Source organism: Hymenobacter sp. H14-R3, assembly GCF_030063445.1.
Taxonomy (GTDB): Bacteria; Bacteroidota; Bacteroidia; order Cytophagales; family Hymenobacteraceae; genus Hymenobacter.
Window position 1 is genome coordinate 1 of sequence record NZ_JASITD010000040.1, and the last position, 19,713, is coordinate 19,713.

Here is a 19,713-nt window from a genome sequence, read left to right on the forward strand (position 1 = left end):
AACGGCTCAAGCGGTTAAAGGGCCTGACTCCCTACGAATTCATTTGCGCCGAATGGCGTAAAAATCCTACTATCTTTAAACGTGACCCGACGCTTGACCCACTCCCCTATCCTCCGGGACCATACAGATAGCATCTCCCGCCAGCAGTTGGGCGCTGACCCAGGTAAAGCGCCAGGTACGCAGCTAGGGTCCGGGTCGGCGAGAAGTCTGGGGCCGAAGAAAGCCGCTGCGGGAGTTAGCAAATTCTAGCTACACGGCTCCGGCCGCCTGCTTTTGCAACACCTCTTCATAGCCGCCCGGCACTAGAAATAGTAACAGCTGCACTTCCTCCGGGGCCGTGAGCTGCTGCGGGCAACCGGCGGGAATAAGCACGAACGACTCGGCCGGGGCTTGCAGCTGCTGCCCGCCCAGCCGCGCCCGCAAGGTGCCCGACAACACGTAAAATCCCTCGGCCTGGTCGTGCACCTGCTCGGGCATTTCGCTACCCGCTGGCAACGTGCGCAGTACGACCGAGTAAACTCCGTCGGTTTGTGCGGCCGTGAGGAGCACTTGCCAATGGCTGCCCTGCGCGTCGAAAGCGGGCGCGGCGGCGGCTTGTAGCACGTGGACACCCCCGGCGGGGGCCGTGACCAGGTTGGCCGGGGTTGGCGGGTCGATGAACGGCATCCCGGCCGCCCGCTTCATGCCAAACAGCCGCGATAGAATCTCAACCTGCTCGGGGGGCGGCAGCGGCACTTCCTTCATGCCTGGCAAGCGCCGCTCGGCGGCGGGGTGGGTAATGCTCATCAGTAGCAGCTCGAAGCCGCTGGCCGGGTAAAAGTTGAGCGCCCGCGCTGGCGACTTCTCCACGTCGAAGCCGTGCTGCACCCCGCTTGGAATATGCAGAAAGGTGCCCGGCCCAGCCGTAACCGATTGCCCGCCGGCCCGGTAAGTGAACTCGCCTTCCAGCACGTAAAACGCTTCGTGGTAGGGGTGCGAGTGGCTCACCGGCCCCGGTCCGGGCATAAACTCCTGCTCTATCAGAATAAATTGGTTGTCCGTTTGGGCACCCGTAGCCAGGGGCAACCAAAGCGTGCCTACCAGCCACAGGGCGGGGGCCTCCGCACGGGTCAGCACGTAGGGCAAGGGGTGGCCGGGTCGGGGGTAGGCAGTCATAGTACAGTTGTGGAAGGTGAAAAAATCCTTGCTGATTACGCGGGAAGGCAACCTTAATCGCTGTTCGTTGTAGCAGAATTACGTTGCTTTAGAAGTTAACTCATTAATAAATAAAAGCTTAGCCAAGAATACTTCAAGAGTTATTTTCAAATTCATTAGTAACCAAACCAGCTTCTTAAGCCAGGCCAGTGGCTACCCCCTACGGCAGCAGCTCCGTTTGGGCCGCGTCGGGCGGGTGCAGGTAGGGGTGGTAGAACGCCGCCAGGTTAGCCACGAGCTGCGCCGGCTGCGGCGGCTGGCGCAGCTGCTCCGCCAGGCGGGCAAAACTGCCCGCCGCCCTCAGGGTATCCGGGTCGGTGAACGCGGCCGGGGGCAGAAGGTCGGCGGGTACTCGAAAGAGGCGGTAAAAGCCAGCCAGGGTGAAGGTAGCGACCAGCCCCCGCGCCCCGCCGGGCAGCCGGTACTGCACCGGCTGCCCGGCGGGCCGACCAATAGCAGTCCGCGCAGCGGCTGTGGCACCACCAACTCCTGGATTTCGGGCGCGAACCAGATGTCGGCCGCCGGCCCCAGGTTGATGAGCAGCAGTACCTGAAAATTGGGTAGCAGCGTCCGCACGGCGGGTGTCGCCTTGGGGGCGGTGGTTAGCAGCAGGTGCTGCACCAGGGGCGCAGCTCGGCGGGCGGCAGCAGGAATTGTTCGCGCAAAGCAGGGGCAGTCGGGGGCGTTTCGTTTTCTTACAATTCAGGGGGGTAGGGTCCCCGTAATTTTATCCCAGGATTAACGAATAGACGGCCCAACTGGCTATTCTTCCAGTAGTAATTTATTTATTGTCAGCTAAATACGTAATACTTTCAGTCGTTTCACCTAACCATTTTCCTCATGACAACCCCCACTGCCGCTCCGTCGGCCCAACCAACCATTCTGCTTACGGGTGCCACCGGTAACATCGGCTCCGAGCTAACCAAGCTCCTCCTCGCCCAGGGCGTACCGTTCCGGGCAATGGTGCGCGACCGCACCGATAAAGCGGCCCAGGCCCTGGCCGCGCAGCCAGGCGTTGAAATCGTGGAAGGCGACTTCAACCAGCCCGCTACCGTGGCGGCGGCCCTAGCTGGCATTGAGCGGGCCTTTCTGCTCACCAACTCGTCGGAACAAGCTGAGCAGCAGCAGCTTGATTTCGTGGCCCAGGCGCGGCAGGCGGGCGTGCGCCACCTGGTGAAACAGTCGCAGTGGGCCGCCCGCGCCGACTCGCCAGTGCGGTTTCTGCGCTACCACGCCGCGGTGGAGGCGGCCATTCGCGCCAGCGGGCTGACGTACACCTTCCTGCGGCCCAACCTGTTTATGCAGGGGCTATTGGGCTTCAAAGATTCCATCATTCACCAGAACAAGTTCTTCGCCGCCATCGGCGAGGCGAAAATCAGCGCCGTGGACGTGCGCGACATTGCCGCCGCCGCCGCGGCGGCCCTCACCCAGCCCGGCCACGAGAACAAAATCTATGACCTCACCGGCCCCGAAGCCCTGAGCCACGCGCAGATGGCCGCCGGCTTATCGCAGGCCACGGGCCGAACCATCACGTTCGTAGATGTGCCGCCCGCCGCTATGCACGAGGCGCTGCAAAAAGCCGGCTTCCCGGAGTGGCAGGCCGAGGGCCTGCTCGAAGACTACGCCCACTACCACCGCGGCGAGGCCGCCGAAATAGCCCCCGGCGTGCGCGACGCGACCGGCCAGGCCCCGCGCGCTTTCGCCGCCTTCGCCCGCGACTACGCCGCCGCGTTTCAGGGCTGATTTTTCCGAACGGCCCGCCAGCTTTACTCCTGGCGAGCCAGCGCGCTTGGTCTGCGCAAACCATTACCGGGCTGTTTGCCAAGCAGCTCCTGCATAAATACTTATCACTTAACTGTACATCATGAATAAGAAAGCCATCTTGTGGGGAACGCTGGGGGTAGGTGCGCTGGCCGCCGCCGTCGTAGCCGCTCAGAAACAGACCTATTCGCCCGCCACGCACCCCAACCCGCACGCGCCGGCCCAAACCGACCAAACCATCCTCGTCCACACTACGCCCGAGCGGGTTTGGCAGGTGCTGAGCCAGATAAGCCGCTGGCCCGACTGGCAGCCCGACATCCCGGCCGCCCGCCTCCACGGCCCCGTGCAGCCCGGCAGCAGCTTACCTGATGAGGTGCTGCCCGAGTTTGTGGAGATGCTCTACCAGCACAACCTGCCTTATGTGTTCGACAGCCAGAAGTTCGAGCGGCAGTTTTTTGCCGCCACGCCCTACGCCGAGGGCATTCAGCGCGCCACGGCAGGGGGGCGGTAGCCTGCGGCAACCCTAACTTTTCTCACAGCGGGCTGGCCCATGCCTTCCGGCGGCCCAACCTGTTTGTGCAGAGTCTGTTAGGCTTTAAGAACTCTAAAAATCAAGCCTTGTGATAGAAATAAAATAATCATTTTTACATCTCAATGTCAATTACTCAGCAGTATTTATTAAAGTAAATTTGGAACTAGGAACGTTCCATGTTGCATTTGTAAATAATTATGCAACGCAAGTGGGTCCTAACCATAAACTAAATTTTCTTATGAACAGATAAATAATTGAAAATCAAGTAATTATGATTAATGCATTTAAACATAAAGGACTTAAACTTTTAGCAGAAAAAGGCGACGCATCGAAACTGCCACCCGAGCAGGTCTCTAAAATTAGGCTAAGACTCTCCCGCTTAAACTTAGTAACTAACGTGGAGATGATGAGAGAGCCGGGATACGATTTACACGAATTAAGTGGTGACAGAAAAGGAACATACTCCGTAAGAGTAACAGGTACTTACAGAATTACTTTTTCTTTTGACGGTGAGAACGCTATCGACGTCAACTATGAGGATTACCATTGACAGACACAAAAAGAAGTAAAAAAATGATACTATTCGACCCTGCCCATCCCGGTGAACTTATTCGTGAAACCATTGAAGGTTTGCGGGAGGAAACAGGGCAGAAATTGACTGTTGAGGATGTTGCGGCTGCTTTAGGAACCACTCGCAAAACTTTATCGGCAATTATCAACAAACGCCAGAGCGTCACGACTGAAATGGCGATGCGCCTCGCGGCTGCCTTTCGGAACACTACGGCGGAATTTTGGCTAGTAGCGCAAGACCATTATGACCTTGCGCAAGCTCGCCGTACTGTATCCACTGAAAATGTGCGCGTTATATGGCAAGCTGCTTGATAGGCAGCGCAAATAAAGAAGCCTGGAACACTCTGTGTTCCAGGCTTCTTTATTCCCCCAATTCTCTATAATGCTGTTTGGGGTTTTCGGCTCCTACGCTCGTGCCACCCCTTACAGGCTCGTTTACTACCCCGGCCTTAGTGCAGGGCCTGCTGCACCGGGTAGCTATCCACAAACTGCTCGAAACGGATAATTTTACCGGCCTGCATGTGCCAGACGTGCGCTACCCGCGCCTCCATGTACTTGCCGGTGGCCCGGTACGTGCCCCGGTAGGTGCCGTAGGCTACCACGGCATCCCCGGCGGCCACGTAGTCTTCCGGCAAGAAGGCGTAGCCTTCCCACTCGGTGCCCAGGCGTTGGAAAACGTGCTGCGTAACCGCTGCCAGCCCGATATACGTGCCGGCGTAGGGGAAGCCGCGCGCCTCCGTCCAGGAAATGTTGGGGGCGGCGTAGGCGGCCAGCTGCTGGCCGTTTTCCTCCGAGGTCTTACCCTCGTAGGTACGCTTGATAATATCGAGGTTGGTCATGGGGCTGTGTTGGGCTGGTAAGGAGGATTACCACTTCATTTCGCCGGTGTTCACCTTCGCCCCAATTTGCAGAGCCGTGTCGAACCCCAGGGTGGGGTAGGTTTCCTTTAGGGCAGCGATGAGTGAGGCCGAGGTTGGGTTTTCCTTCAGGGCCTGCTCGTAGTGCTGCACGTAGGCTTTGGTGTGGGCCACGGAAGCCCGGTCGAGGGCGGCGCCCGGCCCGGCGTGGGCGGGCACCACAATGGCCGGCTGCAATGCGCTAATCTTATCCAGCACGGCTACCCAATTGGCCCGCGCCGCCGGCGTTTGGGCATCGGCCATCCAGGGGTGGAAGTTGTTGCCGAACACGTTGATGCCCCCCACGACCGCCTTGATGGACGGAATCCAGACGAATGAACGCTCCGGAAATTCCTCCAGCCCAACAATTTCCAGCGCCTGGCCTTCCAGGGTAAGGCTGGTGCCCGGCAGCACTTGGGGCAGTACTGCATTCGAAGTAATGGCGCTGCCGAGGCGGCTGCCCCACACCTCCAGCTTTTTCTGGGCCGTGGCCTTGATGTGCGCCACCGTAGTGGGGGAAGCGTAGGCCGTAACGCCGGGGAAGTGCTTTTTGAATACTTCCAGGCCGAAATAAAAGTCCGGGTCGCCGTAGCTCACGTAGATGGCCATGAGCTTTTTGCCAGTGCTCACTAGGTGCTGCGCCACCCGCTCGGCCTCGGCCAGCGTGAATTGCGCGTCAATCAAAACGGCCTCCGTGGCCCCGGCTACGAGCACCGATGCCACGCCGAAGCTGCTTTCGGCGGCGTTAAAAACTTCCAGCGTTAGGGGGCTGGTTTCCAGCTTTTTAAAATATTGGGCAGAAGCTTCCATCTGAGATGTGGAGTAGGTTAGTGGAGGAAAAGCGGGAGCATCAGCCTAGCCGATGCCCCGCGCCGAAATACCGCACCAAAGGTACCCGCCTCCCTAAGGCGCTGCCATTGAACAAGTTCAATAAACCCGCCGCTGCCCGCTCCGGCAGGCTACACTTTAGTAGTGATTTTACGCCTGATTTTGCTCAAAAACTCGTGGCTGATGCCCAGGTAGGCCGCTACCTGAATATTGGACAGCCGCTGCACCAGCGTCGGGTAGCGCTGCCGGAACTCGACGTACCGCCGGTCGGCCGTTTTACCCAGCGCATCGAGTAGCCGCCGTTGCAGCGCCACGTGGGTCTGCTCGGTCATGCGCCGGAACAGCCGGTCCAGCGCCGGTAAGGTGGCGTAGGCCAGGTCCTTATCCTGCCTCGAAATCACTAGAATTTCGCTGTCCTCCAGCGCCTCGATAGTCAGCTGTGAAGGCCGCTGGTGGGCAAAGCTGTCGATATCCGTCAGCCACCAGTCTTCCATCGCGAAGTACAGGACCTGCTCTACCCCCTGATTGTCAGTATAGTACACGCGAAAAAGCCCTTTGGTCACGAACGCCTCCCGCTCACAAACATCCCCTTCGCGCAGAAAAACCCCCTTCTTGGAAATGGTAAGCGGGTTGAAAAGCGCTAGAAACTGCGCCAGCTGCTCGGGCGGCAACGCGCCGTAGCGGGTAATATTTTCCTGGAGTAAGGTAGTAGCCACGACGTGGGAAGAGGCGAGGGGTAGGCGTGAAACAGTAGCCATCTATACGGTTTTGCCACGTTGCGGGGCTTTTTCGGGGATAATATAGCTGGGTTGAAATGAATACTCAGGCAGAAGCCAGCGACCCGGCCCCCAGCTGTTGCGCCAGCCAGTCGAACACGTAGGCACCTTGCATCCTAAAAAAACGGAAAGTACAGGTCAATTAATTTGCCGGCTGGCTGGCGAACTTCTCGATAGCCTCCGGGGTGGCAGGCGTGAAGAAGTTGATGAGGTTGCCATCGGGGTCGCGGAAGAGCAGCGAACGATTGCCCCAAGGCATGGTCGTGGGGGCTTGTACCAACGCTTCGCCTAGCAGGTGGGCGAAGCGCTGGTACTCGGCATCGACATCGGCCACCCGGAACTCCAGGATGGCCGTGCGGTTGGCGGCGGGGCTGGCTACGTGCTCCCCGCCAAAGGGGGCCAGGGTGCTGGCGTCGCCAATGGCCAGCGTGGCCCCGCTGGTGCGCAGCTCGCCAAAGCTGGGCGTAGCACGCATAAAGGGCTGACCGCTAATTTTTTCGTAGAAGCCAACCAGGCGTTCAAAATCAGCGGTGATAAGACGAACAGAGGTAAAATTCATGGGTTGTGGGTGAAAAAGTGAGTGGATACCACAAAGAGCGGTACGCGCACTGACAACCCTATGGCAGTCCTCGGTAACCCAGCGAAAAAATTAGCCTGCGTCGGTTAAATTCAGGCTGGCCAGGTAATTGGCCAAGGAGAGCGGGGCTTGGTTGGTGAACGGCTGGGTGGTCGCCGTCAGCCGGTGCATGCGGGCCACCCGGAACTCGCGGTAGGCCCCCCGTAGCTGGCACCAGCCCACCAGTTGCCAAGCGAAGTTGTAGAACACCAGGCCGATGGGTTCGATGCGGCGTTGGGTATGCTCACCGGCTTTGTCCTGGTACGCTAGTTCCAGCACGTAGCGACTGGCGATAGCGGCTTGAATGGTCGCCAGATACGTCGTATTACCCTCTCGGTATTCCGGCACCCGTAGCTGGATGCTGTCCGCTAGGTGCCCTACTCGGTCCTGGGCGGGGCCACGGAGGACGACTTTTACTTTTTGCAGGGCAGTTAGGACGTGCGGCTGAATGGACTGGTCAGCCAGCGCCGTACCCAGGGTTCCGAGCAGGATTAAGGCATTGGCTTCGTCGGCGGTGAAGCCCACCGGGGGTAAAAAATACCCCGGCACCAGGAAGTAGCCCCGCCCCACCTCGAAGCTGACGGGGATTCCCTGCTCCGCCAGCGCTTTGATATCGCGATACACCGTGCGGACGCTGATGTTGAACTGCCCGGCTATGCGCTCCGCGGGCACGTATTTGCGGGCCTGGAGCAGGATAACGATGCCAAACAGACGGTCAACACGGTTCATAGCAACTCCTGCCAAATCACGGGTACTAAATAGCCTCCTAATCGAGCGTCTGCTTTGGGGTAGCTAAAGAAAACAAAGTAACGCGGATTGAGCGCGTAATCTACTTAGCGTACCAAGCCGGCCGCAGCAGTCGGAAGGGCCAAAAAACGACTACTTAAAGTAACCAATTGATTATCAAGTCAATTACTTGGTCTTGTTGCCAAACGAGTAGAAGGCTTCATCGCCCCCCAGGGCCGCGGCGGCCACCTGCGGGTTCCAGTAATCCACGTAGCGGGTGATGCGCCCCTCGCGGTGCTCAATCACGCTGATATACTGTTGGTTGTAGGGGTTGCCGGTTTGCACGGCCTTGCCCTCTACCGAGAACTCGGCCACCAGTACGCCGGGGCTGTGGTAGAAGGTGGGCTGGTTGATGCGGTAGAGTTCAAACTTCTCGGGGTAGTCGGCGAGGTAGGCGGCAATGGCTTTTTGGCCGGCTACTTTTTTGGGGTAGCCCGCCGGGGCGTAGGGAAATTCCTGCACGCCGTTTTCGGTGAACATGGCGGGCCACGGGCGCACGTCGCCGTGGGTCAGGGCTTCCAGCGCAGCCAGGAGTAGCTGCTCCAGCTGCTGGTTTTCGGGAGAAACAGTCATGGATTGGTGGTCGAAAGATGAAAGGATATTGACCCTGCAAACCTCCAAAATAAACTACCTAAAAGAAAGTAGGCACCAAAAAGTACAGTAGGTACTTTTGCGTAAAAAATGGACCCAATGAACCCAAGCGAAGAAAAAAGTTTACTGGCCCGGCAAAAATTACAGGCGTGGCTTGAAGCCAAGCCCAACCTGGACGAAACCTGCGTCGTGCATCAGGCCCTGAGCCTGCTCGCCAGCAAGTGGCTGCTGCTCATTCTACTGGCCCTCATGCAGCGGCCCAAGCGCAACAGCGCGCTGCAAAGGCAAATTCGGGGTGTATCGCCCAAGATGCTCTCCCAAAGCCTGCGCCAGCTCGAAACGCGGGGGCTGGTGCACCGGCGGGTTTTCGCCGAGGTGCCGCCCCACGTCGAGTATTCCCTCACGCCCTTCGGCGAAAGCGTAGCGCCCCTGCTGGTCGAGCTGTGCGAATGGTCCGTACGGTGGGAAGCGCAGGTGCAGCAAATTAGACCGCTAGTCTAAAGACATTTAGATAAAGTAGTCTTACTTAAAAAAAGTCGCCGGATGTCTGCGCCAGCTGGTCGAACAAGCGATGTAGCCGGAGCCCATCGGTAAAGCTGCTCGCTTCGGCAGTTCCGTGCTGGCGGTCGTGGGCGTAGGCCCCGTAGAGGTAGGCCAGCTCCGGGGCGCTGGCGCTCAGGTGCGTATCGGCGAAGGTGCGATAGACCACCCACTTATCGGTGAGTAAAATTTCTTGCGAGCTGGGCTTTGAGCATCCGCAGTCTTTCAGCCGCCCATTTAAGGCCAAGACTGGTTTTTCCCCCTGGCCTTCCGGCAGACTGTCAATTAAATAGCTCACCGGCCGCCGCAACCACGGCGGATTTCATCCATTTAGTAAGCCTCTTGAAATAGGAAAGTTCTAGTTATTGGGGCCGCCGGTAAAACCGGCCGGGCAGTGGTCGAGCAGGCGCTGGCGGCCGGCCACCAACTCACGGCCTTCGTGCATCAGGTGGGAAACTATGCCGTGCCCAACGTCTGCGTGGTGGCGGGCGACGCGACCGACCCGGCGGCAATGACCGCCGCCGCGGCCGGGGCCGCTTAGAAAACGGAAACCATACCCCGCTAAGCTTTCAAGAGCGGCTCTCCATGCGCGCGAAAGGCCCTATCCACACCGGACGCGAGGAGGCCAGTCAAGTATTCAGGATGAGTAATGTCACTGTTTGGCGTGACGAACATCATGTGGGGCCAGGGACCGGGGGCCAATCTTTGCCCCACCCCACCCCAACCCGCCGCGATGGCCGGGCCAGGCCGTTTCGCCCCCCCTCCCCTTTCGCTTATGAAAGCAATGCCGCTTACCGGTTACGGTACCACGGATGGGCGGCACTTGGATAACATCGAAAAACTTGCTTTAAAAACCGGGAAATTCCTGGTTCGCATCTCAATTAGCACATCTATAAAAGCCTAACATCATGTAATTTATCGTCTTAGGAAAGATTACGGATTAATACGCCGGCAAGCCAATCGCCAGTATGCAAGAGGTCCTGAAGGGCGAGTGGGCGGCCTCGCGCGAATGGTACAAGAAGAGCTGGCTGCGGGCGGATAATATCGGCAGTATTCGGCATCTTCGAGGTCGAGTCCCGGGCGAAGATGGACGAGATTATCGCCGATTATCCGGGCATCAAGGAAGGCCTCGTCACGGCAGATATTCAGGAGATTGTACCGTATGCGGGCTTCTTCTTCGATATAATCGACGAAAAGGTCCCGTCGTTTGACAGTCACTCGAAAGCAAAAGCGCCATGAGCCACGAAGCAAAAATCGCCGTCGTCACCGGGTCGGCAACCGGAATCGGGGCCGCCCTTGCCAAAGCAGTCGCCGCCACGGGCGCGCACGTGATTGGCCTTGATGTCACGGCCGTAACGGACAAGCCCGACGGTTTCGAGCAGGTCCAGTGCGACCTCTCGGACCCCGCCAGCGTGGACCGCTGTTTTGCCGACATCAAGGCACGCCACGGCGGCGTTGATATTCTGGTCAACAACGCGGCGCTGGCCTCGGTGCTCACGCCCCAGCCCTTTGACCAAATCTCGCCCGAGGAATGGACCCGCGTCGTGACGGTCAATACCCTCATGCCCTTCCTGTGCAGCCGGGCCGCCGTGGCGCATATGCGCGAGAAGAAGTGGGGGCGGATTATCAACCTTACCTCGTCCGCCATCTTTCTGGGCACGCCGTTCAACCTGCACTACATTGCCAGCAAGGGGGCTATTGCGGCCATGACCCGTTCGCTCGCCAAGGAACTCGGGGCCGACGGTATCAACGTGAACGCCATTGCGCCGGGCATGACGATAAACGAGAACATCCGGCACAATCCCGCTTATTCCAAGGAGATGCTCGCCGGCACCGTGCAGGCCCGCGCCATCAAGCGCGAGGAAACGCCCGGCGACTTAGTGGGGACCTGCCTCTTTCTGATGAGCGAGGGCGCGAACTTCATGACCGGGCAGATTCTGACCGTGGATGGCGGGGTGGCGTTTCACTGAGCGGCCGTTCGAGCGGAATACGGCGTGGGGGCGGCCGCCAGACGCCTTTGTTAAATTTGGTTAAAGACACAGCTTATTATGAACATTCTCGTAATTGGCGGCACCGGCCACGTTGGCTCGCTCGTTGTGCAGGAGCTGGCCGACCGGCACGCATCGGCGCGGGTGCTGACCACCAACCCGGATAAATGCACCCTTCCCAAAGGCATAACCCCGGTAAAGGGTGACCTGCTGGACCCCGCGTCCCTGCGGGCCGCGCTGGACGGAATCGACACTATGTTCCTGCTCAACGCCGTCTCGCCTTCGGAGCTGACGCAAGCCTTACTCGCCCTAGACCTCGCGCAAGAATCTAAGGTTAAGCACGTTGTATATTTTTCGCAGATTAAGCTGGACTGGCCCGACTGTCCGCACGCCGTCGCCAAAGCGGGTGCCGAAGCGCTGATTCGGTATCACGACCTGCCGGCGACCATCCTGCGGCCGGCCTATTTTTTTCAGAACGACACTGGCCTGAAGCAGCCGATTCTGGGCGGCACTTATCCCATTCCGATTGGCAGCGTCGGCGCGGACATGGTGGATATGCGCGACATCGCGGCGGTCGCGGCAGTAACCATCCTGAACCCGGATGCCATCGGTTCGGACCCCATTATTGAGTTGGTTGGCCCGGATAACATCACCGGCGAGCGTGCGGCCGAGATTTGGACGCAGGTCACGGGACGGTTGGTCACCTACGGCGGCGACGAGATTGGCAAGTCTTTCGAGGCGCAACTGGCGCAGAATATGCCCGGCTGGCAGGCGCACGACCTCGCCGCCATGTTTCGCGGCTGCCAGCGCGAGGGAATGCGGGGAAAGCCAGGGGCTGTTGACCGTCTTGCCAGCTTGCTCGGGCGTCCGCTACGCAGCTACCACGCCTTCGTGGCGGAAACGTATCAGCACTGGCAGCACGATTGAGCGGCGGCCCGGCATCCCCCGTCAGAAGCGGGTCCGGAACCGCTTTTCCTGGTGAGCGAAGCCGGTGAATTTATCACCGGGCGAAAATGCCCACAACATGACCCGCGCCGACCTGGCCGTGTTTCTGGTCGCCTAACTGACCAGCGACCAGTATTTGCCCCAGGCCGTCAACGGCTAAGCGGCGGGCTTTCCGCCAGGAGTTGGGCGGGGCGCATCCTCGTTGCCGCCACTGGCTGCTAGTCTTCCCGCTACCCCTACTTCACGCCATAATTGTTGTTGCTCCTATCGTGATGCCTTACGCGCCGCGCTGACCAGCACCTATCATTGCCGGGCGATGCCCGCTACGACGAGGCTAAGGCCCAGTGAATGAGGGTCATTGACCAGCACCCAGCCCTGATTATGGAGGCCGCTAGCCTACTGCGCTGGCTCCGACCGGAAAAACCGCCCGCAAGGCGTACTACGTTTCATAAACCCACCAAATCTCCTAAAAAATGAAGGTTCTAGTAATTGGCGCGGCCGGCAAGACCGGTCAAGCGGTAGTCGAGCAGGCGAAGGCGGCCGGCCACCAGGTAACGGCCTTCGTGCATCGGGCGGGCGATTACGCTGTGCCCCACGTCCGCGTGGTGGAAGGCGACGCGACCGACCCGGCGGCAATGGCCGCCGCCGTGGCCGGGCAGGATGCCGTGCTGGACACCATTGGCGGCAAAACGCCCTACAAAACCACCACCCTCGAAGCCCGGGCCGCCGCCGCCATCATCGCGGCCATGCAGCAGCACGCGGTGCCGCGGCTGGTAGTTACGTCCATGCAGGGCGTGGGCGACAGCGGGGCCAATTCCTCCCTCCTGCTGCGCCTGCTGACCGCCACTTTTTTGCGCGGGGCCGACAAGGACAAAATGGCAATGGAGACCGCAGTGCGGGCCAGTGGCCTGGATTGGGTGATTTTGCGGCCCGCCATCCTGACCGACGACCCCGCCCAGGGCCACGTGCGGGTGTTTGAGACCGCGACGGGGGAGAAAACCAACCGCATGACCCGCGCCGACCTGGCCACCTTCATGGTTGCGCAGTTGACCAGCGACGCGCACCTGCACCAAGCCGTGACCATCGCCAACAGCTGAGTCGCTGGGAACGGCAGTTAGCCAGCCACATATCACTAAAACAGCGCCAGCTCATGCCTCGTTTTCTGCTCGGATTAAGCGGCGGGCTGTATAGCTTCGACCCCGCCAGCCCCGCCAACGCCCCGCAATCCATACTACCGGGCGTGCAGCCGCTTGCGCTGGCCACCGACCCGGCCACGCCGCGCCGGGTGTACTGCGCCACTTACAACAGGGGGCTGTGGCGAAGCGAAGACGGCGGCGACACCTGGCAGCCCGTCGGCACGCCCCAGGATTATTTCCGGCCCCTCACCAAGGGCGCGCTGCCCACGCTGGCGACAACTTTCGTCGCCGTGGCTCCTCATCCGGACGAGCAGGGTCGCCACGCCGTTTGGGTGGGCACCGAACCTAGTGGCCTCTACCAATCGAGCGATTACGGCGAAACCTTCGCGCTAGTTACGGCCTTCGGCAATCTTGCCTCGCGCCGCACCTGGTCCTTCCCGCCCCGCCCCGGCACCCACCATGTGCGCTGGATAGCCTACGGACTGGACAACGAGGTGTACGTGGCCATCAAGCTGGGGGCGCTGCTGCGCAGCTTCGACGGGAGCCGCACGTTTGAGGACCGCCGGCCGGGTGCTCCCCTCGATATCCACGTGCTCCGCACGCACCCCGCCGCCCCCAGCCGGCTCTACGCGGCCACCGGCGATGGCTTCCTGCACGCGGGGCACGCCTGGGCCGAAAGCCACGACCACGGCGCGACGTGGCAGTACGCCAGCCGGGGGCTGGAGGCCATGCCGTACCTCTACGGCCTGGCCGTGAACGCGGGCGACCCCGACGATATCCGGCTGGCGGCGGCCCCCAGCGTACGGGCCGCGCACGAAACCGGCCCCTCCTCCATTTACCGCCGAGTGGGGAATGCTTGGGTGGAAGATGCAGCCGGCTTTCCCCGAGCGCAGAGCCTGATTCCCGTGCTGGCCGCCGATGCCCGCCAGGCCGGGCGTTGGTACGCGCTATCCAACCTCGGCTTGTTCCGGCAAGAACCTGGTGCGTCGGCCTGGGAGTTGGCAACTACGCTGCCCGCGTGGGAAACTATGCACCCTACGTGTTTCGCGCAGGTGGTATATGGCTGATTAAAAGCTAATATGGCCGTTTTAGCCCCCGCTATGCCAGCCGCCCCAGCCGGCCGCCATCCACGCGCATCTCGATGCCCTGCACGAAGGCCGCCCGGTCCGAGGCCAGGTAGGCTACGGCATCGGCGATGTCCTCGGGCCGGCCCACGTCGGCCTTGTCAATCTTCTCCACGCCCGACTTCACGTTGGGGTTGTCCCAGAGCATGGGCGTGTCGATGGCCCCCGGCAGCACGGAGTTGACCCGAATACCCAGCGGCTTGCCCTCGATGGCCGCCGAGCGGGTCAGCGAATTAAGGGCCGCCTTGCTCGCCGCGTAGGGGGCCACTAACGCTTCGGTTTCGACGGCGTGAATGCTGGAAATGTTGACGATGCTCCCACCCGGTTTCATGTGCAAAAAGGCTTGTTTGATGAAGTAGAACGCCCCGAACAAATCCACTTGCAGCGCCCGCAGCCAGTCGTCGGTCGTCAGCTCGCGCAGGGGCTTGAAATCCATCTGGCCGGCATCGTTGACGACGACATCGAGGCGGCCGAAGCGCTGGAGCGTACCGGCCACGGTGGCCGCCACCTGCGCCTCCACGGCTACGTCGCACACGCTGGCCCACACCTCGGGCGCGCCAGCCTGCCGCGCCGCGTCGGCCACGGGGGCCAGCTTGTCGGCGTGCCTTCCCACTAGGACCAGGCGGGCACCTTCGGCGGCCAGCCGCAGGGCCACGGCCCGGCCAATGCCGCCCGAGCCGCCGCTGATAATGGCTACTTTATCTTGAAATTGCATGGGCTGAAGGTGAAAGGATGGAAGGATGGGGTAGGTCCTTACTTATGCTTCGTTGACCAGCAGAATCTTCCCGATGTGTGCGCTGCTAACCAGTAGCTGCTGCGCTGCCGCCGCCTCGGCCAGCGGGAAGGTTTGGTAGATAACCGGCCGGAGCTGGCCGCTGGCCGCCAGCGGCCACACGTGCTCCTCAACGGCCGCCGCCAGAGCCGCCTTAAAGTCGGCCGATTGCGGTTTGAGCATACTGCCGCTGAGCACTAATTGCTTCATCATCAGGGCAAACAGATTGATTTCGACCTGCGGCCCCTGCATGGCGTTGATGTACTGCAAGTGGCCGCCGGGGGCTAGCAGGCGCATATTTTTAGCCGTGTAGTCGCCGCCCACCATGTCGAGAATCACCTGAATAGACTCGTCTTTAAAAGCCGCTTCAAAATCCTCTTCCTTGTAATTTACGCACCGCGCTGCGCCGTACTGTTCGCAGGAGCGACACTTGTCGGCCGACCCGGCCGTGGCCAGCACCCGGCTGCCCAGCGCGTGCGCCACCTGAATGAGCGTGAGGCCAATGCCGCTGCTGCCGCCGTGTACCAGCACCGTTTGGCCGGGCTGCAAGCCGGCCGTTTGAAACACGTTGAACCACACGGTGAAGGTAGTTTCGGGCAGGCTCGCCGCGTCCTCCACCGACCAGCCCGCCGGAATCGGCAGGCAGTGCCGGGCATCCACCACCGCGTACTCGGCGTAGGCCCCCTCGTTAACCAGGGCGCAGACCTTATCGCCCACGCGCCAGCGCGGGGCGGCGCTGCCCACGGCCACTACTTCGCCGGCCAATTCCAGGCCGGGCACCACGCCCGCCACGGTGCCGCCGTACTGCCCTTCGCGCAGGCCGATGTCGGAGCGGTTGAGGCCACTGGCCCGCACCTTTATCAGTACTTCGTGGGCCGCTGGCATGGGCTGCGGGCGCTCTTGCAGGTGCAGTACCTCCGGCCCGCCGGGCTGGGTTATGGCGATGGCTTTCATATTCGATTTACTGTTTTTACCGGCTTGTCTGGCTGAGTGCCAGTTGGCTGGCGATATAATGGGGTGATAAACGCAACAATGATAGAAATGTTTACAGTGTAAAAAATTAAGAATTACTCGCTGGTATTAGGTACGGGTAGTCGCTAAACAAATCACCAGGCCGCGCGGTCTCAGGGCCAGGCTACGAGGCGGATTGTCAACTGTAAGACCCCTCTAACTATCTATCGGATTGCGCGTTGCGTATGGTCACCACTACTCCCACCTTTACGCTCAGCACGCTGGTGGCCTACGCAGCGCAGCCCGCCGGCATCTACCTGGCCGAGCGCGAGCCAGTTGCGCTGCAACTGCCTTGCTTCCACCCTTTTCGCAGCAGCTACTATAACCTGGGGCTCTGCCTGCACGGCCACGCGGAGCTGCAGGTGAATCTGGAAACGTACCGGGTGCAGCCGGGCGGCCTGCTGGTGCTGCCCGCGCACTGCATCAAGCAGTGGGGCCACCGGTCGGCCGATTTTGCGTCGCTGGACGTATCGTTCACCGCTGATTTTTTAGCCCCCACGCCCGGTGGGCAACTTGGGCCGTTCACTTATTTCGACGGCTTGGCCCCGCACGTGCTCCCGTTGCCGCCGGGGCTGCACGCCCGCTTGCAAGTCGCTTTCGAGCAGTTGCACCGCAGTTATTACGAGCCGCATCTGCATCGCACGGACTTGTTGCAGAACCGATTGCGAATACTACTCTACGAAGCGGCGGCGGCCTACGCTGCCTTTGCCGCGGCCATTACCCCCGGCCCGGCCCGCGCCCAACTCATCACCAACCAGTTTAAGCAACTGGTTCAAGCGCACTGCATCGGTGAGCGCCAATTGGCCTTCTACGCCGGCCAGTTGTGCATCTCGCCCAAGCACCTGACCGAAACCATTCGGGCGGCCACCGGCCGGGGCGCGGCCCCGTTTATTACCGAGGCCGTAACGCTGGAAGCGCGGCTGCGGCTGCAAAACCCCGCCCTGACCGTCGCGCAGGTGGCCGACGAGCTGCACTTTGCCGACCAGTCGGCTTTTGCGCGCTACTTCCGCCACGCCACCAACCAGACGCCCACTGCCTACCGGCAGCAGCTAGCCGCCGGCTCCCCACCATTTTCCGACTTTTTGCCCAACACTGCCGCGCAAAAGCCCTAGGTGCGCCGGCCCCCGCGCCGCAATTTTGGGGTATGAAAATCACCCTCACTGGTTCCCTCGGGAACATCAGCAAACCGCTGGCCGAAGTGCTCGTTCAGCAAGGCCACCACGTTACCATCATTAGCCAGACCCCCGACAGGCAGGCGGCCATTGTGGCGCTGGGCGCTACCCCGGCCATCGGCTCCGTCACGGATGCCAACTTTCTGACCCGCACCTTTGCCAGGGCCGATGCGGTCTACGGCATGGTGCCGCCCAACTTCACGGCCGCCGACAACCGCGGCTACTACCGCGCGGTGGGCACGGCCTACGCCCAGGCCATCGAGGCCGCCGGGGTGGGCCGGGTGGTCCACCTCATGGGGGGCCGACCTGCCCAGCGGCACCGGCTTAATCGTGGGTTCGCACGATATAGAGGGCCTGCTCGACCAAGTGCCCGGCGTGGCCGTTACCCATTTGCGGGCGGGCTACTTCTATTATAACCTGCTGCACTTCAAGAACATGATAAAAGAAGCGGGCAGCATGGGGTCCTCTTTTGGCGGCGACGACCGGCTCCCGCTGGTGGCCCCGCCGGACATCGCCCACGCCGCCGCCGAGGAACTAACCCGCGCCACCGGCCCCCGCGTGCGCTACGTAGCCAGCGACGAGCGCACCCCCACCGAAATAGCCCGCGTACTGGGCGCGGCCATCGGCCGGCCCGATTTGCAGTGGATTACCTTCACCGAAGCGCAGGACCGCGCCGGCCTGGCTCAGCAGCATATGCCCGCCTTCGTCATCGAGAAGCTGCTGGAATTGAACGCGGCCATCCACAACGCCAGTATGTGGCGGGGCTATGCCCAACACCGGCCGGCCACCCTCGGCAAAGTGAAGCTGGAGGATTTTGCCCATGATTTCGCGGCGGCGTTCGGGAAGTAATCGGCGCAGGGCATGGCGTGTTGCAGGTTGGTTTGTGGCGGGCGGGGCTCGCCCACGTGGGTAAAAAAGGCTGCCAGGACCTTTATTTTGCGCATAAGTAATTGACCATCAATTGTTAACCAATAATCTTCGTTCTGCCTGGTAAAACGGCCGGCGTACTCTGGGCTTTACTCAGGACACACCGGCCATTTTATACTATTGACTACCAGCTGCTTACGTGCTGGTAGGAGAAGAAGCCGCCCGTCGGCCCGTCTTCGTCCAGGCAGGCCAGCCACACGGCTACCTTGGCCCCGTACTCGACGGTGTTGGGCGCTTCCGGCCCGCCCATATCGGTTTGCGTCCGGCCGGGGTCGGCACTGTTCACCTTGATGGGCGTGGTGCGTAATTCCTTGGCCAGCAGCGTAGTAAACATATTCAGGGCGGCCTTGGACGACGAGTAGCCCAGGGGCACCGCCGCCGCCATGCGGGGCGTGGTATGAATCGTTTCGCCCATCGTGGTGAGCGAGCCAATGGAGGTGGACATATTCACAATCCGGCCCGCCGCGCTCTGGTGCAGCAGGGGCAGAAACGCCTGCGTAACGGCCACTGGCGCCACAAAATTGGTGGTGAGGTACTGCTGGAGCAGGGCCGTGGGTATCTGGGAAGCGGCCTGATTGTCGCGCGAGAAAAACACCGCGTTATTCACCAGCACGTCGAGCTTGCCGTAGGTGCTGCCCACGGTAGCGACGGCCTGCGCCACGTCGTCGGCCTGCGTGACATCGAGCACAAGGCACTCGGCCTCAATACCTTCGGCTATTAGCTGCGCGGCGGCGGCCCTGCCGGCTTCGGCATTGCGCGCGCCTAGGAGCACCATGTAGTGCCGCTGGCCGAGCTGGCGGGCTATTTCCAGGCCCAGGCCCCGATTGGCTCCGGTGATTAGGGCGATTTTGCGGGTGGTTTCCATAAGTAAGTTTTTTTGACAAAATTCCTGCTTATTTAGTCCCCAAGGCTTGCCCTAAGGCAAGAAATGCGCTTAACTGGCCTTAGTCAATAGTTTTTTTCTAACCCGACTCAGGGTGCTGTCGGTCATGTTGAGGTAGGAGGCCAGGTATTTGAGCGGCACCCGGCGCAACAGGTCCGGCTGCGTTTCCACCAGGTGCAGATAGCGCGTTTGGGCATCGAATCGAATGCGGTAGAGAATGCGCTGCTTGAGTTGCGTCAGGAGCTGCTCGTACAGGATGCGGCCGAATTTCTCAAAGCCCGCGAACTCCTTAAACAACTGTTGTAGCTTGGAAAAACTGGTGTAAATCAATATGGTATCTTCCAGAGCCACGAGATTCTCCAGCGCGGGAGCCTGCGTGTAGAAACTCACGATTTCCGTCAGAAATCCGCCCTCCCGCACAAACCCGTTGGTGTACTCCTCCCCCGTCGCCGTGTGCGTGTAGGCCCGCACGAGCCCTACCCCCACGAAACCCCAGAAATCGCATTGGCTGCCTTCGCGGAGCAATAGTTCTCCTTTGGGTATCGTCCGGCAGTCGAACGCGGCCAGTATTTGGGCTACCTCCGCTTCCGGCAACTCCCCGTCGGCGCGCAGACGTTGGGCTATTTCCTCCAAGTATTTCATGCGCGCAAGTTCACTCCTGATTT

The 19,713-nt window shown here is 60.8% G+C and carries 25 protein-coding genes and 1 pseudogene; 13 read left to right on the forward strand and 13 right to left on the reverse strand.

Going from position 1 to position 19,713, the window contains the following annotated elements; translation table 11 throughout:
- Positions 1 to 249: 249 nt before the first annotated feature.
- Positions 250 to 1,155: a cupin domain-containing protein gene (locus QMK33_RS21830; RefSeq protein WP_283566751.1), complete on the reverse strand. Its 906-nt coding sequence runs from the start codon at positions 1,153 to 1,155 to the stop codon at positions 250 to 252.
- Positions 1,156 to 1,354: 199 nt separating this feature from the next.
- Positions 1,355 to 1,624: a hypothetical protein gene (locus tag QMK33_RS21835; protein WP_283566752.1), complete on the reverse strand. Its 270-nt coding sequence runs from the start codon at positions 1,622 to 1,624 to the stop codon at positions 1,355 to 1,357.
- Positions 1,625 to 2,034: 410 nt separating this feature from the next.
- On the opposite strand from QMK33_RS21835, the gene QMK33_RS21840 reads away from it, so the two are divergent.
- The 4 genes from QMK33_RS21840 (at position 2,035) to QMK33_RS21855 (ending at position 4,369) form a co-directional block, all read left to right on the forward strand.
- Positions 2,035 to 2,937 carry an SDR family oxidoreductase gene (locus QMK33_RS21840; protein ID WP_283566753.1) on the forward strand — a complete coding sequence of 301 codons (903 nt, stop codon included), beginning with the start codon at positions 2,035 to 2,037 and terminating at the stop codon, positions 2,935 to 2,937.
- A 121-nt stretch (positions 2,938 to 3,058) separates the two neighbouring features.
- A complete protein-coding gene (locus QMK33_RS21845; protein ID WP_283566754.1) occupies positions 3,059 to 3,466 on the forward strand; it encodes an SRPBCC family protein in 408 nt (135 codons plus the stop codon).
- Positions 3,467 to 3,758: 292 nt separating this feature from the next.
- The gene (locus QMK33_RS21850) at positions 3,759 to 4,037 is read left to right on the forward strand and encodes a type II toxin-antitoxin system RelE/ParE family toxin (protein ID WP_283566755.1); all 279 of its coding nucleotides are present in this window, start codon (positions 3,759 to 3,761) and stop codon (positions 4,035 to 4,037) included.
- On the forward strand, positions 4,034 to 4,369 hold the full coding sequence (locus QMK33_RS21855; protein ID WP_283566756.1) for a HigA family addiction module antitoxin: 336 nt from the start codon (positions 4,034 to 4,036) through the stop codon (positions 4,367 to 4,369). Before QMK33_RS21850 ends, QMK33_RS21855 begins: the two co-directional genes overlap by 4 nt.
- Positions 4,370 to 4,506: 137 nt before the next feature.
- On the opposite strand, the gene QMK33_RS21860 is transcribed toward QMK33_RS21855, so the two are convergent.
- The 6 genes from QMK33_RS21860 to QMK33_RS21885 form a co-directional block, all read right to left on the reverse strand.
- Positions 4,507 to 4,896 (reverse strand): nuclear transport factor 2 family protein, encoded by a 390-nt coding sequence (locus QMK33_RS21860; RefSeq protein ID WP_283566757.1) that lies wholly within the window; start codon positions 4,894 to 4,896, stop codon positions 4,507 to 4,509.
- A gap of 27 nt (positions 4,897 to 4,923) precedes the next feature.
- Positions 4,924 to 5,763, reverse strand: a complete 840-nt coding sequence (locus QMK33_RS21865; protein WP_283566758.1) for an MBL fold metallo-hydrolase — start codon at positions 5,761 to 5,763, stop codon at positions 4,924 to 4,926.
- A gap of 149 nt (positions 5,764 to 5,912) precedes the next feature.
- A complete protein-coding gene (locus tag QMK33_RS21870) occupies positions 5,913 to 6,497 on the reverse strand; it encodes a Crp/Fnr family transcriptional regulator (RefSeq protein WP_283566759.1) in 585 nt (194 codons plus the stop codon).
- Positions 6,498 to 6,699: 202 nt separating this feature from the next.
- Positions 6,700 to 7,116, reverse strand: coding sequence for a VOC family protein (locus QMK33_RS21875; protein ID WP_283566760.1), 417 nt, complete (start codon positions 7,114 to 7,116; stop codon positions 6,700 to 6,702).
- Positions 7,117 to 7,206: 90 nt separating this feature from the next.
- Positions 7,207 to 7,902 (reverse strand): helix-turn-helix transcriptional regulator, encoded by a 696-nt coding sequence (locus QMK33_RS21880; protein WP_283566761.1) that lies wholly within the window; start codon positions 7,900 to 7,902, stop codon positions 7,207 to 7,209.
- Positions 7,903 to 8,085: 183 nt separating this feature from the next.
- Positions 8,086 to 8,532 carry a nuclear transport factor 2 family protein gene (locus tag QMK33_RS21885; protein WP_283566762.1) on the reverse strand — a complete coding sequence of 149 codons (447 nt, stop codon included), beginning with the start codon at positions 8,530 to 8,532 and terminating at the stop codon, positions 8,086 to 8,088.
- A gap of 108 nt (positions 8,533 to 8,640) precedes the next feature.
- On the opposite strand from QMK33_RS21885, the gene QMK33_RS21890 reads away from it, so the two are divergent.
- Entirely contained in the window at positions 8,641 to 9,051 is a 411-nt protein-coding gene (locus QMK33_RS21890) for a winged helix-turn-helix transcriptional regulator (RefSeq protein ID WP_283566763.1), read from the forward strand.
- 25 nt (positions 9,052 to 9,076) lie between these two features.
- Here QMK33_RS21890 and QMK33_RS21895 read toward each other — a convergent pair whose 3' ends face one another.
- A complete protein-coding gene (locus QMK33_RS21895) occupies positions 9,077 to 9,259 on the reverse strand; it encodes a hypothetical protein (protein WP_283566764.1) in 183 nt (60 codons plus the stop codon).
- A gap of 192 nt (positions 9,260 to 9,451) precedes the next feature.
- Here QMK33_RS21895 and QMK33_RS21905 point away from each other — a divergent pair.
- The 5 genes and pseudogenes from QMK33_RS21905 to QMK33_RS21925 form a co-directional block, all read left to right on the forward strand.
- Positions 9,452 to 9,631 (forward strand): annotated as a pseudogene (locus QMK33_RS21905) (NAD(P)H-binding protein); the annotation flags it as partial.
- 694 nt (positions 9,632 to 10,325) lie between these two features.
- Positions 10,326 to 11,060 (forward strand): SDR family NAD(P)-dependent oxidoreductase, encoded by a 735-nt coding sequence (locus QMK33_RS21910; protein WP_283566765.1) that lies wholly within the window; start codon positions 10,326 to 10,328, stop codon positions 11,058 to 11,060.
- A 78-nt stretch (positions 11,061 to 11,138) separates the two neighbouring features.
- The gene (locus QMK33_RS21915; RefSeq protein ID WP_283566766.1) at positions 11,139 to 12,005 is read left to right on the forward strand and encodes an SDR family oxidoreductase; all 867 of its coding nucleotides are present in this window, start codon (positions 11,139 to 11,141) and stop codon (positions 12,003 to 12,005) included.
- 491 nt (positions 12,006 to 12,496) lie between these two features.
- Positions 12,497 to 13,120: an NAD(P)-dependent oxidoreductase gene (locus tag QMK33_RS21920; RefSeq protein WP_283566767.1), complete on the forward strand. Its 624-nt coding sequence runs from the start codon at positions 12,497 to 12,499 to the stop codon at positions 13,118 to 13,120.
- 53 nt (positions 13,121 to 13,173) lie between these two features.
- Complete coding sequence (locus tag QMK33_RS21925) at positions 13,174 to 14,226, forward strand: WD40/YVTN/BNR-like repeat-containing protein (protein ID WP_283566768.1); 1,053 nt, start codon at positions 13,174 to 13,176, stop codon at positions 14,224 to 14,226.
- 31 nt (positions 14,227 to 14,257) lie between these two features.
- Here the strand turns inward: QMK33_RS21925 and QMK33_RS21930 are convergent, their stop codons facing one another.
- Positions 14,258 to 14,998, reverse strand: coding sequence for an SDR family NAD(P)-dependent oxidoreductase (locus QMK33_RS21930; RefSeq protein ID WP_283566769.1), 741 nt, complete (start codon positions 14,996 to 14,998; stop codon positions 14,258 to 14,260).
- Between the two features lie 42 nt (positions 14,999 to 15,040).
- Positions 15,041 to 16,009 carry an NAD(P)H-quinone oxidoreductase gene (locus tag QMK33_RS21935; protein ID WP_283566770.1) on the reverse strand — a complete coding sequence of 323 codons (969 nt, stop codon included), beginning with the start codon at positions 16,007 to 16,009 and terminating at the stop codon, positions 15,041 to 15,043.
- A gap of 242 nt (positions 16,010 to 16,251) precedes the next feature.
- Here QMK33_RS21935 and QMK33_RS21940 point away from each other — a divergent pair, with 242 nt between their 5' ends.
- From QMK33_RS21940 to QMK33_RS21950, 3 genes are read left to right on the forward strand one after another with little or no spacing between them, the layout of a single operon-like run.
- Positions 16,252 to 17,178: a helix-turn-helix domain-containing protein gene (locus QMK33_RS21940; RefSeq protein ID WP_283566771.1), complete on the forward strand. Its 927-nt coding sequence runs from the start codon at positions 16,252 to 16,254 to the stop codon at positions 17,176 to 17,178.
- A 32-nt stretch (positions 17,179 to 17,210) separates the two neighbouring features.
- The gene (locus QMK33_RS21945) at positions 17,211 to 17,654 is read left to right on the forward strand and encodes an NAD(P)H-binding protein (protein ID WP_283566772.1); all 444 of its coding nucleotides are present in this window, start codon (positions 17,211 to 17,213) and stop codon (positions 17,652 to 17,654) included.
- On the forward strand, positions 17,569 to 18,087 hold the full coding sequence (locus QMK33_RS21950; protein ID WP_283566773.1) for a Rossmann-fold NAD(P)-binding domain-containing protein: 519 nt from the start codon (positions 17,569 to 17,571) through the stop codon (positions 18,085 to 18,087). Before QMK33_RS21945 ends, QMK33_RS21950 begins: the two co-directional genes overlap by 86 nt.
- 202 nt (positions 18,088 to 18,289) lie before the next feature.
- Here QMK33_RS21950 and QMK33_RS21955 read toward each other — a convergent pair whose 3' ends face one another.
- Both QMK33_RS21955 and QMK33_RS21960 read right to left on the reverse strand, forming a co-directional pair.
- Positions 18,290 to 19,030 carry an SDR family NAD(P)-dependent oxidoreductase gene (locus QMK33_RS21955; RefSeq protein WP_283566774.1) on the reverse strand — a complete coding sequence of 247 codons (741 nt, stop codon included), beginning with the start codon at positions 19,028 to 19,030 and terminating at the stop codon, positions 18,290 to 18,292.
- A 69-nt stretch (positions 19,031 to 19,099) separates the two neighbouring features.
- On the reverse strand, positions 19,100 to 19,690 hold the full coding sequence (locus QMK33_RS21960; RefSeq protein ID WP_283566775.1) for a Crp/Fnr family transcriptional regulator: 591 nt from the start codon (positions 19,688 to 19,690) through the stop codon (positions 19,100 to 19,102).
- Positions 19,691 to 19,713 lie beyond the last annotated feature (23 nt).

Coding starts and splice junctions, on each gene's coding strand:
- QMK33_RS21880 (WP_283566761.1), bottom strand. CDS start 7,902: ATGAACCGTGTTGACCGTCTGTTTGGCATCGTTATCCTGCTCCAGGCC.
- QMK33_RS21850 (WP_283566755.1), top strand. CDS start 3,759: ATGATTAATGCATTTAAACATAAAGGACTTAAACTTTTAGCAGAAAAA.
- QMK33_RS21955 (WP_283566774.1), bottom strand. CDS start 19,030: ATGGAAACCACCCGCAAAATCGCCCTAATCACCGGAGCCAATCGGGGC.
- QMK33_RS21930 (WP_283566769.1), bottom strand. CDS start 14,998: ATGCAATTTCAAGATAAAGTAGCCATTATCAGCGGCGGCTCGGGCGGC.
- QMK33_RS21910 (WP_283566765.1), top strand. CDS start 10,326: ATGAGCCACGAAGCAAAAATCGCCGTCGTCACCGGGTCGGCAACCGGA.
- QMK33_RS21920 (WP_283566767.1), top strand. CDS start 12,497: ATGAAGGTTCTAGTAATTGGCGCGGCCGGCAAGACCGGTCAAGCGGTA.
- QMK33_RS21845 (WP_283566754.1), top strand. CDS start 3,059: ATGAATAAGAAAGCCATCTTGTGGGGAACGCTGGGGGTAGGTGCGCTG.
- QMK33_RS21940 (WP_283566771.1), top strand. CDS start 16,252: ATGGTCACCACTACTCCCACCTTTACGCTCAGCACGCTGGTGGCCTAC.
- QMK33_RS21865 (WP_283566758.1), bottom strand. CDS start 5,763: ATGGAAGCTTCTGCCCAATATTTTAAAAAGCTGGAAACCAGCCCCCTA.
- QMK33_RS21885 (WP_283566762.1), bottom strand. CDS start 8,532: ATGACTGTTTCTCCCGAAAACCAGCAGCTGGAGCAGCTACTCCTGGCT.
- QMK33_RS21830 (WP_283566751.1), bottom strand. CDS start 1,155: ATGACTGCCTACCCCCGACCCGGCCACCCCTTGCCCTACGTGCTGACC.
- QMK33_RS21860 (WP_283566757.1), bottom strand. CDS start 4,896: ATGACCAACCTCGATATTATCAAGCGTACCTACGAGGGTAAGACCTCG.
- QMK33_RS21840 (WP_283566753.1), top strand. CDS start 2,035: ATGACAACCCCCACTGCCGCTCCGTCGGCCCAACCAACCATTCTGCTT.
- QMK33_RS21935 (WP_283566770.1), bottom strand. CDS start 16,009: ATGAAAGCCATCGCCATAACCCAGCCCGGCGGGCCGGAGGTACTGCAC.
- QMK33_RS21960 (WP_283566775.1), bottom strand. CDS start 19,690: ATGAAATACTTGGAGGAAATAGCCCAACGTCTGCGCGCCGACGGGGAG.
- QMK33_RS21875 (WP_283566760.1), bottom strand. CDS start 7,116: ATGAATTTTACCTCTGTTCGTCTTATCACCGCTGATTTTGAACGCCTG.
- QMK33_RS21915 (WP_283566766.1), top strand. CDS start 11,139: ATGAACATTCTCGTAATTGGCGGCACCGGCCACGTTGGCTCGCTCGTT.
- QMK33_RS21925 (WP_283566768.1), top strand. CDS start 13,174: ATGCCTCGTTTTCTGCTCGGATTAAGCGGCGGGCTGTATAGCTTCGAC.
- QMK33_RS21945 (WP_283566772.1), top strand. CDS start 17,211: ATGAAAATCACCCTCACTGGTTCCCTCGGGAACATCAGCAAACCGCTG.
- QMK33_RS21890 (WP_283566763.1), top strand. CDS start 8,641: ATGGACCCAATGAACCCAAGCGAAGAAAAAAGTTTACTGGCCCGGCAA.